The sequence below is a fragment of the uncultured Boseongicola sp. genome, assembly GCF_937988555.1.
In the GTDB taxonomy this organism is placed as follows: Bacteria; Pseudomonadota; Alphaproteobacteria; order Rhodobacterales; family Rhodobacteraceae; genus Boseongicola.
The window spans coordinates 1-15,432 of sequence record NZ_CALJXO010000285.1; the positions used below are offsets into that span (position 1 = coordinate 1).

Consider the following 15,432-nt stretch of genomic DNA (forward strand, 5'->3'; position numbering starts at 1 on the left):
CAACCCAAAATCCGATATTCCTAGGGTGCTTGGGAGTTACGATGGATCAGCATTAAACGCCCTCCCGGATGTCACCTAAAACCGATCTTGCCATGAAAAACGCAGAGCGGCGAGGGTCTATGTGATCGTCCGGGATGGAACACCTAAATGGCAATCAAAGCCCAAGCCGCATGAATGCTGCGACATGCCAAGTGTCCGCTAAGACGGGCTGCACCGTAGCATGTTGATCCGGTGATCGACGACCGATTTGGGCCGCAAGCAGCTCATTTCCTGTTCCCGGCAAAGGCAAGGTGCGAGAAGCCGATTTTCATTTTTAGAGCAGGAAGTAGAAGCTCCAAATCAAAAGGCATAATCATGTGGCTTGACCTCCAAACACCCATGAAATAGGAGTGATTTTTGTTGAGCGGGCGTTGTGTAATGGTTAAGACCTCAGTTTTCCAAACTGAAGATGCGGGTTCGATTCCCGCCGCCCGCTCCAACCTTTTCACACCAAGGTTATCGAATTATCGCGATTGTGCGTAAAGTCGGCTTGCGGCTTGTTTGGGTCCCGGTTTAAGTCAGTTTAACACCATGACCGATGCATCTGATGTAAACCCCGAAGACCGCGCAAAATCGCGCAATGTCCGCGCTCTTAGCGCGCTCTGGCCGTTTGTGTTGCCATATAAACGGATGCTTGCTGCGGCAGGTGCCGCCCTTTTCCTGACCGCGATGATCTCACTTGTTTTGCCATTGGCGGTGCGGCGGGTCGTGGACGGGTTTGAGTCTTCTGAGACCGACCTGCTGGACAGCTATTTCGGTGCAGCATTGGGGGTTGCCGCGCTGCTCGCTTTGGGGTCGGGGCTTCGGTATTATCTTGTGTCGCGGCTTGGCGAACGTGTGGTGGCAGATATTCGGGTGGCTGTGTTCAACCGGATGGTCTCGATGAGCCCCGCCTTTTACGAACGCCTGATGACCGGCGAAGTTCTCAGCCGCATCACGACCGATACAACCCTGATCCAAAGCGTGATCGGATCCTCTGTGTCGATTGCATTGCGTAACTTGCTGACACTGATCGGAGGCTTGGCGCTTTTGGTGTTCACCGCCCCGAAACTTGCCGGGATCGTGATGTTATCGGTGCCCGCAATTATTGTGCCGATCGTATTTTTGGGCCGACGGCTACGCAGTCTCAGCCGTGAAAACCAGGACTGGATTGCAAACTCGTCCGGTACTGCGTCGGAAACGTTGCTGTCTGTGCAAACGGTGCAGGCTTTTACCCACGAACAACCAAGTCGCGCGGCATTTGCCGAGATCACCGAAAAGTCTTTTGTGGTTGCAAGAAAGCGGATCCTGACACGGGCGATCATGACGGTGATCGTGATCTCGCTGGCTTTTTTCGGTGTTGTGGGTGTGCTGTGGAGCGGGGCGCATGATGTGCGCCAGGGCGTCCTTTCGACCGGCGAATTGGTGCAGTTCGTGATCTATGCGGTGATGGTCGCGGGATCGGTCGGAGCGCTGTCCGAAATCTGGGGCGAATTGCAGCGCGCGGCTGGCGCAACTGAGCGCTTGGTCGAGTTGCTTGAGGCGGAAGATACGGTGCAGGATATCGCCAGCCCGGTCATCTTGCCGGACCGGATTGAGGGGGCTGTGGCGTTTGAAAATGTGACGTTCCGCTACCCAGCGCGGCCTGAAACTGCCGCGCTTGACGGTGTTAGCTTTCGAATTGAGTCAGGTGAAACTGTCGCTTTGGTTGGCCCTTCAGGTGCCGGTAAATCAACGGTTATTCAACTGCTTCTGCGGTTTTACGATCCAAGCCAAGGGCGTATTCTGATAGACGGGCATGAGCTTCGCGACATTGCGCGCGCTGAGTTCCGCCGTTCGATGGCGCTTGTTCCTCAAGACCCGGTTATCTTTGCGAATACAGCGCGCGAGAACATCCGGTTCGGGCGCCCGGACGCGACCGACGCCGAGATCGTGGCCGCCGGACAGGCTGCTGCGGCCCATGATTTTCTGACGGCCCTGCCCGATGGGTATGACAGCTATGTTGGGGAGCGGGGCGTGATGTTGTCTGGTGGGCAAAAGCAGCGGATCGCGCTGGCGCGGGCGATCTTGCGGGATGCGCCGATCTTGCTGTTGGACGAGGCAACAAGCGCTTTAGACGCCGAAAGCGAACGGGCGGTGCAGGACGCGGTGGACAGGCTTGCCGAGGGGCGCACAACGCTTGTTGTGGCGCACCGTTTGGCAACTGTGAAAAAGGCCGATCGCATCCTTGTATTTGATCAGGGGCGTATCGTCGCCGAGGGCTCGCACAACGCGCTTGTGGCCGAGGGTGGGCTTTATGCGCGGCTGGCGCGATTGCAGTTTACTGACGGCCTTGCGGCCGAATAAAGCGGGTGACGCAGCGTTGTCGGGCTGCGTTGGCTTGTGGTTTGCATGATAATTGTCAACAAATCCTTTAAAGAACGGGCAAAGCCCGTCGAAGAATGGGAGGAACGACAATGAGCGACTTTACGTCGATTGCGGATCGCGACGCGATAGAGACCGCGATGGTCTGGGAAGCGCGCGGGCTTCCGACCACCGTCTACGGGATGTTGTCGCAGACAACGCAGAAGTGCGGTGCGCGCAATGCGGTTTCCTATCAGATTTTTTCGGGTCCAAAGGACAAGACGGAAACGCTGACCTGGTCACAGTTGCATGCCAAGGTCACGCAGGCCGCGAATTTGTTCCGCAAGCTTGGGGTCGGGGAAACCGATGTAGTGGCCTATCTTCTTCCCAACGCAAACGAGACTGTGATCACACTCTTAGGTGGCACGGTTGCGGGGATTTCGAACCCGATCAATCCACTGCTTGAGGCCGGCCAAATTGGTGCAGTCCTGCGAGAAACCAACGCCAAAGTGCTGGTGACGCTGAAGCCGTTCCCGAAGTCTGATGTGGCCCAAAAAGCGGCCGAGGCTGTGCGTCTTGCGCCCAATGTTCAGACAGTGCTTGAGGTCGATCTGAACCGCTATCTGACACCGCCAAAGTCGTGGATCGTGCCGCTTGTCCGGCCGAAGAGTCCTGTGGCTCATTCCGCCAAGGTGCTAGATTTCAATACAGAGTTGGTGAAACAGAACACGACATTAGATTTTTCTGACGCGATACAGGACCGGGTCTGTGCCTATTTCCACACTGGTGGAACGACCGGAATGCCGAAGGTGGCGCAGCACAAATTCTCGGGTATGATTTACAATGGCTGGCTGGGCAACGAGTTGCTGTTTGACGAAGAAAGCGTGGTGATTTGCCCGCTGCCCTTGTTCCATGTTTTTGCCTGCCATGTTATTTTGATGTCGATGGTGGCGTCGGGCGCGCATGTGGTGTTTCCGACGCCGCAGGGGTATCGTGGCGACGGAGTTTTTGACAACTTCTGGAAGCTGATCGAAAGGTGGAACGTGACATTTATCATCACAGTTCCAACGGCGCTTTCTGCGTTGATGCAGCGTCCTGTTGATGCCGATATTTCCTCTGTGAAAACGGCGTTTTCGGGATCTTCGCCCCTGCCAGTCGAGCTTTACAAGCGGTTTGAAAAGGCATCGGGCGTTGAGATTATCGAAGGGTATGGGCTGACGGAGGCCACTTGCCTTGTGGCCTGCAATCCGATTGGTGGTGTGAAGAAAGTTGGCTCTGTTGGTATTCCGTTTCCCTACACGGAAGTCCGGATATTAGTGGCGACCTCTGACGGTGTTCGCGAAAGCGGAACGGATGAGATTGGTGAGATTTGTGTGTCGAATCCTGGGGTAGTCGCGCACGGGACCTATACCGAATTCGAGAAGAACCACGAGCTATACCATGACTTTGCGGGCAAAACTTATTTGCGCACGGGCGATCTCGGCCGGCTTGATGAAGATGGATATCTTTGGATTACGGGGCGGGCTAAGGACCTGATTATTCGAGGTGGACATAATATTGATCCGGCCGAAATAGAAGAGGCTTTGGCCGGCCACGAGGCTGTTGCGATGGCGGGTGCAATCGGACAGCCGGACGCGCATTCGGGTGAATTACCGGCCGTCTATGTCGAGTTGGTTGGTGGCGCGACGGTGAGCGAGAAAGAGCTTTATGATTATGCAGTGGAGCGCATTCCAGAGCGCGCGGCCTATCCAAAGCATATTGAAATACTTGAAGAGTTACCGAAGACGGCCGTTGGTAAAGTGTTTAAGCCGGACCTGCGGCGTCGCGCGATCACGCGGATATTCGATGCGTCGCTAAAGGCGGCCGGGCAGGACGCGCATGTGAGCGCTGTCGTGGAAGACAAGAGGCGCGGACTGGTCGCCAGGATCGCGCGAACGGGTGATGCGGATGATGCGAAGGTGTCGGAAATCCTGGGCGAATTTGCGGTTGCCTGGGATTGGGAAGTTTAGGATCTTTCGCTTCACATTTACTAACAAGCCTAATTATCGCCACAATTGATGCGACTTTTGCCTCATTTGGGCCAGAAAGTTTGTTGATCCTTTTCGTATTAAGGGATCGAGGGATTTGGTATGGGATATGTCGTCGTTGGTTTTGGACTGGGAGTGGCGGCCGCGATTGCGGCTTTTTTCGGCGGCGCAGGTTTCGCGATGATCGCGCTGGCCTATGTTGGCGGCGGGTCTGCGGTTCTACTGGCGGCCCTTGTCAGCGCCATGATGTTTGACGAAGGGCAAAGCACAGTCGAACAGGACCCGATGCTTTTACCGCACCGTTAAGTCAGTTCAGGAAGACCGAATACCTGACGATCCGATTATTGTCTGAATCACTAATGAAATAATGGTTTCCACTTACCGCAACGCCTTCTGGATCGTCGAATTTGCCCGGACCGATCCCTGGTCGACCATCCCCCAAAACACCAAGCAACGTCCCGCCTTCCGGACCTTCTGGGTCGATCAGAAGGATACGGTGCGCGTCTTGATCGGCAACGACCAGAAGACCTGTTTCGGTGACATCGAGATAACGCGGGCCAACGAGGTTAAATTTGTCAGCGTCAATTACCTGCATTAATTCAAGCTCTTGCGAATAGCGGACCACACGGCGAAGTCGATTGTCTGCAACCCAGATGCTGCCATCGAGTGCTTCGGCCACGTCATGTGCACCAAGGTGACCCTCGACGCCGTCCACTGGCTCTAGATTGTCAAAGGCAACAAGCGCGCCGACGCCGCTGGCCATGGCGAAGATGCGCCCTGATGAGTGGTAAAGCGCGCCTTCTGTGTTCGAGGCGCGCACCCCAATGTCGGGCGGCTCATTTAGCGCGGCGATGTTGTCGTAGACGGCGACGGCACTTGCGCCGCTGACAGCGAGGGCGACTTCTCCGTTTGGACCAAAGGAAATATCCCGCACTCCGGGGAGAAGTCCTGCCCCCATTCCTTCAATTAATTCAAGAGTTTCCGGGTCAAAGACTGCAATCCGTGCATTCAGTTTGTCGGCAACGTAAAGCCGGTTGTCCGGACCAATCGTCAGGTCATGCGGGTCTCCGAGAATGGGCTCGGAGGCCAAATCAAAGCTGGCAAAGGGGCCGGGGCCGAAGGACTGAGCAAAGGCCGGAGAGGCAAGGATGGCAAGAAGAGCGAGATAACGGAGCATATGCAAAGCGTAGCACGCATGACGCGGGGTGTGGTGCGGAGATTTCAGGCGGCTTGTATACGCCAAATGGCCAGGCGGCCCCAAGTGCTGGGCGGGGACATTCGCCTGACACTTGTGACCGCTCGGTGCCGTCAGCGCGTTTTCACGACGGGGCAACTGTGAGAAGTCCCGCCTAATTTTGCGCATAAGTCTTTAAAATTCGTTGCAAAGTCGGTCGATTTGGCGTGTCGTTGAAGAATTATCGAAAGGAAGCCCATGACCAAATCAGTTTCGTTCACTGAGATGAAGCACGGCACGCGCGAAGATTACGAGCTGCTGGCGACCTCTGAGGCGAAGTACCAGGCTGGCACTGCAGACCGGATACTTGCCGAATTGCGCCGTCAAGGCGAGGCGTCAATCGAAGGGTATCAGATCACGCGCTTGGATCATGGGTTGCAATCTGCAACCCGCGCCGAAGGGGATGGAGCGGACCTCGATTGGGTAGTGGGCACACTGTTGCATGACATAGGCGACGGGCTCGCCCCCCAGAATCACGACAGATTTTCGGCTGAGGTGATCCGTCCTTTCGTGCGCTGGGAGGTGGCTTGGGTGGTCGAGCATCACGGGATTTTCCAGCAGATTTATTACGCTCATCACTATGGTTGGGACGAAAACGCGCGGGATCAGTTCAAGGATCACCCCTGTTTCGACGCCTGCGCTACGTTTTGTGAGCGATGGGATCAAGCATCATTTGATCCCGATTACGTGACAAAGCCGCTGGCGTATTTTGAGCCGATGGTGCGGGAGGTTTTTGTGCGCAAGGCCTATGATGCGCAAGTTTTGCGGGACGGGGTTGTAACCGGGATACCTTAAGCGGTGGAAAAATAAAACCGACACTGCGCAGGCAGTTGTTAGTTATCATGGTAAGTAACGGAAATCGCTCTTAAAAATAAAATCCGGTGTAACGTCGGTATTGCTTCGGTGCAGGCGTTCGCATCAAAAAATGCTTGGTTAATGGTCCGTGCGGTGGATTAACACATGAGCTTTGCGATTTAAGATATTGAGAATAATTGGAAAAGAATTTTCCCTTTCCGATTTATCGGGCGTGCGAAGAGGGAAGATGCAGACACGACGGGGAGCTGCGATGAAAGAGACTTGGCGTTGGTGTGGTTGGCACGATCCGATCTCGCGTGCTGAGGTTGCGCAGACCGGCGCGGCGGGGATCGTTTCTGCGCTTCACGACATTCCATATGGCGAGGTCTGGCCGCGCGAGGCGATTGCCTTTCATCGAGACATCATCGCGGCAGCAGGGTTTTCGTGGAAAGCCTGCCCGTGCATGGAGCGATCAAACACGGCGAGGGCGATCTTTCAGCGTATTTTGCGAACTACCGACAATCCATGGCCAATCTGGCGACTGAGGGCATTCATACGACCTGCTACAACTTTATGCCGGTATTGGACTGGACGCGTACGGATCTGACCGCGCCTGTCGCACGGGGCGGCACGTGTTTGCGGTTTTCGGCGCCGAAGATGGCGGCGTTTGAGGTGCATATGCTGGGCCGCGAGGCCGCGCGCGACGATTATACACCTGAGGCTGTTGCGGCGAGGGATGCGTGGTTTCAGCGTGCGACGGACGACGAGCGCGCCGCGCTTTTGGCGGCGATCATGTCGGGGCTGCCGGGGGCGTTTGATCGATACGACATTGCCGGATTGAAGCGGGCTGTCGCGGCCTATGACGGTGTGACGCGCGATGTGATGTGGGCGCATTTCAAGCGATTTCTGGAGGAGGTGATCCCGACGGCGGCAGAGCTTGGGGTGAAGATGTGTGTGCATCCCGATGATCCTCCGCGCGATATTATCGGGTTGCCGCGTCTTTTGGCGGATGCGGATGATATCGCATGGGTCTTGGGGGCTTTGGAGGCGCCTGCGAACGGGCTGACATTGTGTTCGGGGTCTTTGGGAGCAAATCCTGCAAATGATGTGCCAGCCATGGCGGCGCGCTTTGGCGACAGAGTGCATTTTGCGCATTTGTGCAATGTGCGGCGGGAGGCGGACCGGTCGTTTGAGGAGGCAGCCCATCTGGAGGGCGCCACCGATATGGTGGCTTTGCTGGCAACATTGTTTGAGGCAGAAGCCGCGCGCGGTGTGTCGATCCCGTTTCGCCCCGATCACGGGCATGGGTTGTTGAGCGATATCGGGGCGGGGGCTGTGCCTGGTTATCCGCTTGTCGGGCGGCTTCGCGGTTTGGCAGAGTTGCGAGGGGTAATTGCGGGACTGCAGGGCCGGGCGGCGCTTTGAAGCGCGGCTAAAGTGGATATAGTTGTAGGAGAATCGGAGTTTGATGGAGCGATGGAATGGGTAATTTCTGGTGGTATGCAGTGATCGCGTCGCTTGTGATCATACTTGGTATTTCGATGAGAGATGTTTGGGGCGTTTTTTAGGGCGCTCATTTCGAGCGGAGTTGGTCTTTCGTTTCTAACGGGCCTTGGCTCTTCTGGTTTCTGCGAAACGACTGCTGCCTTTTTCTTAGGGGATGTGGTGTTGGCCCTTCGTTTTACGAAAGAACTTTGGTGTTTCTGGAGGGCATTGAATCCCTACACCTTGGTGTTTCACGACGCATGTTGCCTTCCTCGACAAAAGCGATAACCCGTTGGCCCAACTCAAGTGGATTTGATTTGCTCATAAATGGCCTCCTTATCTGCCTACAAACATAGGAATCATGGATAATCGCTCAACGGAATTCTGAATCTGATCTGGTTAGACACAGAGCTCAGGACACTCCCGTCAGACACGCTCTAGCAAAATTAATCTGCGCCAAGAATGTCGATAAACGGCGCAGTTCATTGGGCGCGCGGCTTACTCCGTCCGCCTGCGAAACCCGGCGCCTGAGATTGCTCTAGCCCGTCGTCATAGGCGCCTCTTCGGTTCTGAAACGGAACACTATTACTTACCACTCCCTGCTAAGCGATGTCAGGGAGCGGCAGTTAGTTCCAGTTAAAATTGGGGGTGCACAGGCCTACAAGGCGCAAACTGGTCTCCCCAACGCTTATTACATCTCCATCGCGAAGTTTGGCCGGCAACCTTGGGACAGTTCCATTAAGACGCACTGCGCTTTGCCCCCCGTCTCCCAATTCGAAGACATGAAATTTCTCATTGTATGTAAGTTCGGCGTGGCGAACCGGTGCAATCGAGGAATCTCCATAGTCCAACCGCACTGTCTGCCCCTCTTCACGACCGATATGAGAAACGCCGCCTTCAAGCACGAACCATTCGCCAACTCCCGCTCCTTCCACGACAACAAGCCATCCGTGAGGGTACTTAACGCGGTCCTCTGTAGGGGGATTGGCCGCGGCGTTTTTGGGTGTCTCTGTGCCTGTATCGCTGCCTGCGTCCCACGCCTGCCCAGCCACTTCCTGGGCTTCCGGCTGAGACTCAGAAACGGTTTCGACAACCTCGGGCTGAGGTTGAGTCGCCTTTTGGGGAATGGGAGTGGAGTCCATCCATGACATATCTGCCGGTGGCGCATCCTCGGCTGGCTTGTTTAGAACCTCGTCTGGCACAGATTGATGCACGATTGGCTTATCGACGCCATTGATGCGGCCACCAGGCTCTTTCCGGCCAAATATTCTTCCAATCATTAGCACATTCTCCGTCTTTAAATTGTCGGTGCTGTTGTGTTCGCGCGCACCAGTTCTCAATTGCTGAAGGAGAAATTTGCCGAAACCGAGGCATTGGTCTGGACGGTCGTCGTTCGTGGTAAGTTGGCAACTATGGAGCACGCGCATCAGCGGGTTAGTCAAATGCCTTCTATCAGGGGCGGTTTCAACAGATCGCGCAATTGTGCCGCGAACGCGACTAGGTGAAAGCAATCTCGGCTAGAAAAAGCGCCAAGATCGCCATGGCCTGTGACCCGAAGCCTAGGCCCTTCATCCGGACGGCGTCGGGCGGCGCGCCGGCCTTTGGGTAATGATTAAAATCAAATCCAACAGTTGAGCCCTTGGGGATGCCCTAGGTAAAAGAAGTTCGGCGTGTTAGAGTCATATGTCGGCCCAGTTTCTGCAGGGCGTCGAAATTGCAAAATAAGTTGGGGGGAAATCTTTATGGCAATGTACATTGTGACAGGGTGCTACACATCTGACGCTATCAAGGGACTATTGGCGGCTCCGAGTAACCGTGAGGCTGCCGTGCGCCCGCTTGTTGAGGCTGCAGGTGGTAAGATGGTTTCTTTTCTAGTGACGACGGGCGAAACTGACTTTTCGATGGTCATTGAAACGGAAGACGCGGAGGGCTTGATGTCCGCTCTAATTGTGGCCGGCGCAACAGGTACCGTATCAAACCTGAAGACAGTGCAAGCGTTCACCAGCGAGCAATTCCTCAATGCGCAGAAGAAAGCCGGGCAAATAGCGGCAAAATTTAAACCGGCGGGCTAGCGGCGTTCCTCACCGGCCGCAAACTCCGGTGTACGGGATTAACCTACCCGCTGTCATTTAGCAGTTCATCGACCTGTTAGTCAAAACCCGTCAGAGCCGTTTTGGTCCGCGCCTTCGGTTCAGAAACGGAAAACCAATACCAACCATTCCCTGCTTGGGGCAGGTTTATCAATCAGGGTTGGTCTAATGTCCGCTATGTGGGACTTTGCGACTGATCGATCAAAGTTGGCCTTGGATAGGATCTGAAAGGAGGTCCAGGCGGTTGTTGAGTCAGTAAGCCACAAGGGAGGGTTGAAGATGAAAATCGACGCTAACCCCATAGACACCGTTCATAGGCTCAAAAACGCGCCTAGATGCCACGCAAAGGCCCAAGCACACTGGCGAGCGCCGCAAGTGTCCTGCGGTACAGGGTTGGAGCGTCTGCCGCTTTGACGGTGCGGGTGGCCGACATAAGAGGCCGGTCCGTCGCACCCACAGCGGAAACATGGCGGGCGGTCGCGAGAGATGGCCAACGCGCGTGTCTTGGCCAGTTTCCTAGAGCAGTTTTCTCGGTCTAAATGGTGGGTTTAGGAGCCTAGATTTTTCTCAATTTTGGATTTGTATTTCTTCTTTTGAGCTTCGGTCCAGCCAGACTTGGCTCTACCCCATTCCTTGCCGCTGTCATCAATATACAGCACTTTCTTAGGGGCCTTTGGTGTCGGGCTCGACTTCGGCTTCGACTTTTTGCCAAAAAGTTCTTCGATGGAAGTTCCGAATTCCCGAGCCTTTTTTTCTATGGCTTGTCGAGCTTGTGAAAGCCTTTCGCCCTCTCTACGAGCAATTTCCTTTGCCACTTCCTTCGCATGGCCTCTGAGTTCGTCCACGGTCATATTTGTGAGTTCTTTGGTCATCTCATGTTTCCAATCTGATAAAGCATCCGGCTGACTTAGATACCGATACCTCGAAACTTCAAGACTATTAAAATATGAAGCCCCATAAAACCGCTCTGGTCGAGTGCTGAATGCCTCAGTGTATTGGCTTTTCCCGGTTCTTCCTGTCGATTCAGCAGCAAATAGTGCTCACGCGGACCGCAAACAACGGGTCACGCCGCCACTGATATTGGGCTTCCGTTTCTACGAGAGGTTTTTTCTGGGATGACCTCCGACGGGGCTTTTTCGGACGCGTCTCGCTCGGCCCTAGCCGCACGGAGCCTTCGCGTCTTTTCGACTCGCGCAATTCTATCAGATTCTACAATACCCATTGCAATACTATTGGTTTTGCTTGCCTTCGTTTCGACTTTGGGCTCGCCAAATAAGTTGTGTCTGTTCAACATGATTACTCTCCTTAAAAAATTAAAGCGTCGGTGTAATTTGGGCGAATACACGATTCAAATCGTCAGATTTTAGCTCCCAAGCGTGGGGCTATCCGTCAAAATTCCGAGCACTTTGGCTCGCTCCTATTCAAGATAGGGAACAGCACAAGCTGCGCTCCTCCATCGATAAAACATGAGCGGCGTTTACGCAGGCGCAGTCCCGAAAACTTTCATGCCCACGTCAATCAAATAGGTATTCCTGTCTTCCAAAACAAGGGGTGGGCAGGCCATTGGCAGTTCGGTTAGTCGCGAGGGAGGGGGTAATGGAAAACCAAAAGTTAATCCCATAGACCTTGTTCAGCGCCTGAGAAATGCACGAGGTGTCATGCAAAACCAAGCGCACAGGAGAGTGGTGTAAGTGCTCGTCTAAGCAAAGTTGGACCGTCTGCCGCCTGCACGACGCTTTAGGTGGCGGGCCGTCGGGGGCAGCACATCCAAACAACACGCACGGTCCGCTGACCAAGCAGATGATGACCGCGCGGAGGTTGGGTTCAATTCTCAGCAAAACAGCCGGAGCGCTGCATGAAGGGCGATACAACTAAAGCGATGGTGCTAGTTCGGAGCCTTATGGCCACAAATTAGCTTCTCTCTATCAGATGCTCTATGCTGCACCGCAGAATTTTGATTCTTTAGGATGAAATCATGTCAGGCCAGATCATTGTCATTGCTCAGCAGAAGGGTGGTTCCGGGAAAACAACTGTTGCCGTAAATCTCGCAACTGCATTCCTCTCAAAAGGGAAAAGCGTCGCTCTTCTGGATACGGACCCGCAAGGAAGTCTCGGCAAGTGGTTTATGATGCGCATTGAGAAATTTAGCGAAAACCCCAACCTCAAATTTTCGACCGCGACTGCTTGGGGGATTTCTTATGAATTGCGTTCTCTGAGCAAGGTCGTCGACTTTATTATCGTTGACACTCCACCAAAGGCAGATAGCGACTTGCGCCCTGCGCTTAGGGCCGCTGACCTTATTCTTGTTCCATTGTCTGCCAGCCATGTCGATCTTTGGGCAACTCAGGATGTTTTGGACTTGGCCGACAGAGTCGGGAAGGGCGCCCATATCGTTATGAATCGAACACGGTCGGACACACGGCTAGGCGCAGAAGTCGCAGATGCTGTACATGAGTTTGACGCGAAAGTGCTTAAATCTACCCTTGGCAGCCGCGTAATTTTTGCGGAAGCACTGGGACTGGGGCTTGGTGTAGTTGAAGCAAAAAAAAATAGCATTGCTGCTTTGGAAGTGATGGCTTTGGCAGATGAGGTAACCGCATCGCTTTTGGATAACTAATAGACCCTGCTCCACGTCTCAGAGACGCTCCTAGAAGTCATACCAATCAAGCGAACAGGCAAGGTGTCGTGCGTCGGACACGGCTTGGGCATAGTCCTGGCAATCACTTAAAGATGAAGGGGGAGTTAGTCTCTTTCTCGTTGCCGAGGGCATCGGCGGCAATGGACATTTTTTGATAATGTACGGAATAGTTATATTAAGCTGCCAAGCACTAAATGAACGCCACTGGGTGGACGAGAGGGTGATTTTAAACTATAGAATTCCGCATAAATGTCTGAAATTATTTATTGTATTTGGAGATTCTGGTGCTGCTGGAGAGAATCGAACTCTCGACCTCTCCCTTACCAAGGGAGTGCTCTACCTCTGAGCTACAGCAGCCTAGAACGGGCGCCGGGATAGCGGCAATTCACCTTTCACGCAAGCGCAATCTGGACGCTATTTGACGGCTGGGGTAGAGAGGCTCTATGGGCAGAAAAATTCCCCTCGAAAAGCTAACGAACGCTAACGACGCGCGCGAGGCGCGGCTGAAGGCGGCGTTGAAAGTGAACCTGCAGCGCAGGAAGGCTCAGACGCGGGCACGTAGCGAGGTGGAGACCGAGGACGCAGCGACCGAAACAGGGCGCGCGAACAACGATAAGGCAGGCTGAGCGATGGATTCGATAGTGGTCACAGGCGGAGCAGAGCTTTGCGGAGAAATACCAATTGCAGGGGCGAAGAACGCGTGTCTTACGCTGATGCCGGCGACCTTGCTGACCGAGGAGCCGTTAACGTTGATGAACGCGCCGCGCTTGTCGGACATCAAGACGATGACAACGCTATTGCAGTCGTTGGGGTCGGAAGTGTCGGATTTGCAGGACGGGCGCGTGATTGCGATGTCGTCGGCGGGGCCGATGAATACGACGGCGGATTACGATATTGTGCGGAAAATGCGGGCTTCGAATTTGGTTTTAGGACCACTTCTGGCGCGCGAGGGGCATGCGATTGTATCCTTGCCCGGTGGCTGTGCGATTGGCGCACGCCCGATGGATATTCACATCTCGGCTTTGGAGCTGATGGGGGCTGAGATCGAGCTGAGGGACGGCTATCTTCATGCCACGACCAATGGCGGGCTGAAGGGGGCGATTGTGCCTTTGCGGTTTGCCTCTGTGGGCGCGACCGAGAACGTGATGATGGCGGCGACTTTGGCCAAGGGCACCACCGTGATTGAGAACGCCGCGCGCGAGCCGGAGATTGTCGATCTGGCGGCGTGTCTGGTGAAAATGGGCGCGCAGATTTCGGGTGCGGGCACGGCGCGGATTGAAATTCAGGGTGTGGATCGACTTGGGGGTGCGACGCATCCTGTGGTGACGGACCGGATCGAGCTTGGAACGTATATGTTGGCGCCTGCGATTTGCGGAGGTGAGGTTGAATGTCTGGGCGGTAAAATCTCGCTGGTTGAGGCGTTTTGCGAGCGTCTGGATGCGGCTGGCATTTCGGTTGAGGAAACGCCGCGTGGCCTGAAAGTTGCCCGAAAGAACGGTCGGGTATCGGCGGTGGATGTGGCGACGGCGCCGTTCCCCGGATTTCCGACGGATTTGCAGGCGCAGATGATGGCTTTGCTTTGCACGGCGGAGGGTGTTTCGCATCTGGAAGAGACGATTTTCGAGAATCGGTTTATGCATGCGCCTGAACTGATGCGGATGGGTGCGAATATCGAGGTACATGGCGGTACCGCGACGGTTACAGGCGTCGCGCAGATGCGCGGTGCGCGGGTGATGGCGACGGACTTGCGCGCGTCGGTCTCGCTGATTTTGGCGGGGCTTGCGGCCGAGGGCGAGACTGTGGTGAGCCGGGTCTATCATCTTGATCGCGGCTACGAGCATGTCGAGGAAAAGCTGAGCGCTGTTGGCGCGCGGATAGCACGGGTGACAGACTGATGGTGAAAGATGCACGGTTTGAGGATGGTGGCGAGAAAGCGCTTCGGCTGAAGGCTTTGGAGGCCGAAGAGCTGCCGGTGATTGCATCTCTGGTGCAGGACGCGGTTTTTCCGGGCTCGGAGATGACGTGGGACCGTCGCGGGCGGCGGTTTGCGCTGTTGTTGAACCGGTTTCGCTGGGAAGACCGGCGAGCGCCCGAGCGAGTGCAATCGGTTCTGACGATTGAAGATGCGACAAAGGTGGCCTCGCAAGGTGTTGAGCGGGGCGACGGCGACACGGTGTTGTCGTTGCTGACGCTGGCTTGGGAGCCGGGTGAGGACGGTACAGGGGCCTGTGTGTTGACGCTGGCGGGTGATGGCGCGATCCGGGTTGAGGTTGAGGCGTTGGAAGTGACGCTAACGGATGTGACGCGGCCCTATTTGGCGCCGTCGGGCAAGGTGCCGGGGCATCCGGAAGGATGATCCGGCGGCTGGCCGTTTCGGACCTTGAAGAGTTCAAATTCCTGCGGCTCACTTTCGTTGGAAATGGACCCCGAGGATTACGCGTCGACCCATGCGGAATGGGCGGCTTTGTCGGATGACGGCTGGCGCGGATATCTGACAGGATCACCGAGTTTTGCAAGGTTCTAGGGTGAGACGCCTGTGGTTTTGGCCGGGCTGGCGCGCCACGCCCGGGCGCGGATAGCGCATCTTTGGGCATGGTCTTCGTGATGCCCGAGCGGCGCGGTTCGGGGATAGCGGGCGATATCATGGATCATGTGCTTGTGCACGCGCGCTAAGGGGCTGTTGCAGGCCGAATTGGCGGCGCAATCGGGAAATGCGCGGGCTGTGCGGTTTTACGAGCGGCTTTGCTTTTGTACCTAGGCAGCGGACTCATAAAACTCGATCCACAGACGGACTGAGGCCAG

At 55.3% G+C, this 15,432-nt stretch carries 12 protein-coding genes, 2 tRNA genes and 1 pseudogene; 11 read left to right on the forward strand and 4 right to left on the reverse strand.

The window, feature by feature from the left end; genetic code table 11:
• Window positions 1-403: 403 nt before the first annotated feature.
• The 4 genes from Q1B15_RS16880 (at window position 404) to Q1B15_RS16895 (ending at window position 4,694) form a co-directional block, all read left to right on the forward strand.
• A tRNA-Gly gene (locus Q1B15_RS16880) sits at window positions 404-478 on the forward strand.
• 92 nt (window positions 479-570) lie between these two features.
• Window positions 571-2,364: an ABC transporter transmembrane domain-containing protein gene (locus tag Q1B15_RS16885; RefSeq protein ID WP_299755839.1), complete on the forward strand. Its 1,794-nt coding sequence runs from the start codon at window positions 571-573 to the stop codon at window positions 2,362-2,364.
• A 110-nt stretch (window positions 2,365-2,474) separates the two neighbouring features.
• Complete coding sequence (locus Q1B15_RS16890) at window positions 2,475-4,370, forward strand: acyl-CoA synthetase (RefSeq protein ID WP_299755841.1); 1,896 nt, start codon at window positions 2,475-2,477, stop codon at window positions 4,368-4,370.
• Between the two features lie 120 nt (window positions 4,371-4,490).
• On the forward strand, window positions 4,491-4,694 hold the full coding sequence (locus Q1B15_RS16895) for a hypothetical protein (RefSeq protein ID WP_299755843.1): 204 nt from the start codon (window positions 4,491-4,493) through the stop codon (window positions 4,692-4,694).
• A 1-nt stretch (window position 4,695) separates the two neighbouring features.
• Here Q1B15_RS16895 and Q1B15_RS16900 read toward each other — a convergent pair whose 3' ends face one another.
• Window positions 4,696-5,565 carry an NHL repeat-containing protein gene (locus Q1B15_RS16900; protein WP_299755845.1) on the reverse strand — a complete coding sequence of 290 codons (870 nt, stop codon included), beginning with the start codon at window positions 5,563-5,565 and terminating at the stop codon, window positions 4,696-4,698.
• A 255-nt stretch (window positions 5,566-5,820) separates the two neighbouring features.
• Here Q1B15_RS16900 and Q1B15_RS16905 point away from each other — a divergent pair, with 255 nt between their 5' ends.
• Both Q1B15_RS16905 and uxuA read left to right on the forward strand, forming a co-directional pair.
• A complete protein-coding gene (locus Q1B15_RS16905) occupies window positions 5,821-6,417 on the forward strand; it encodes an HD domain-containing protein (protein ID WP_299755847.1) in 597 nt (198 codons plus the stop codon).
• Window positions 6,418-6,688: 271 nt separating this feature from the next.
• Window positions 6,689-7,842 (forward strand): annotated as a pseudogene (uxuA, locus tag Q1B15_RS16910) (mannonate dehydratase).
• 686 nt (window positions 7,843-8,528) lie between these two features.
• Here the strand turns inward: uxuA and Q1B15_RS16915 are convergent.
• Window positions 8,529-9,182, reverse strand: coding sequence for an FHA domain-containing protein (locus Q1B15_RS16915; protein ID WP_299755849.1), 654 nt, complete (start codon window positions 9,180-9,182; stop codon window positions 8,529-8,531).
• A 462-nt stretch (window positions 9,183-9,644) separates the two neighbouring features.
• Between Q1B15_RS16915 and Q1B15_RS16920 the strand changes: the two genes are divergently transcribed.
• Window positions 9,645-9,974, forward strand: coding sequence for a GYD domain-containing protein (locus tag Q1B15_RS16920; RefSeq protein ID WP_299755851.1), 330 nt, complete (start codon window positions 9,645-9,647; stop codon window positions 9,972-9,974).
• A gap of 566 nt (window positions 9,975-10,540) precedes the next feature.
• On the opposite strand, the gene Q1B15_RS16925 is transcribed toward Q1B15_RS16920, so the two are convergent.
• Window positions 10,541-10,864: an H-NS family nucleoid-associated regulatory protein gene (locus Q1B15_RS16925; RefSeq protein WP_299755854.1), complete on the reverse strand. Its 324-nt coding sequence runs from the start codon at window positions 10,862-10,864 to the stop codon at window positions 10,541-10,543.
• Window positions 10,865-11,967: 1,103 nt separating this feature from the next.
• Between Q1B15_RS16925 and parA the strand changes: the two genes are divergently transcribed.
• Entirely contained in the window at window positions 11,968-12,609 is a 642-nt protein-coding gene (gene parA / locus Q1B15_RS16930; protein WP_299755857.1) for a ParA family partition ATPase, read from the forward strand.
• A gap of 303 nt (window positions 12,610-12,912) precedes the next feature.
• Here parA and Q1B15_RS16935 read toward each other — a convergent pair.
• Window positions 12,913-12,987, reverse strand: a tRNA-Thr gene (locus tag Q1B15_RS16935).
• Window positions 12,988-13,073: 86 nt separating this feature from the next.
• On the opposite strand from Q1B15_RS16935, the gene Q1B15_RS16940 reads away from it, so the two are divergent.
• From Q1B15_RS16940 to Q1B15_RS16950, 3 genes are read left to right on the forward strand one after another with little or no spacing between them, the layout of a single operon-like run.
• Entirely contained in the window at window positions 13,074-13,256 is a 183-nt protein-coding gene (locus tag Q1B15_RS16940; RefSeq protein ID WP_299755859.1) for a hypothetical protein, read from the forward strand.
• A 3-nt stretch (window positions 13,257-13,259) separates the two neighbouring features.
• Entirely contained in the window at window positions 13,260-14,525 is a 1,266-nt protein-coding gene (gene murA / locus Q1B15_RS16945; protein WP_299755861.1) for a UDP-N-acetylglucosamine 1-carboxyvinyltransferase, read from the forward strand.
• The gene (locus Q1B15_RS16950) at window positions 14,525-14,986 is read left to right on the forward strand and encodes a DUF2948 family protein (protein WP_299755863.1); all 462 of its coding nucleotides are present in this window, start codon (window positions 14,525-14,527) and stop codon (window positions 14,984-14,986) included. The genes murA and Q1B15_RS16950 overlap by 1 nt, the downstream gene beginning before the upstream one ends.
• Window positions 14,987-15,432 lie beyond the last annotated feature (446 nt).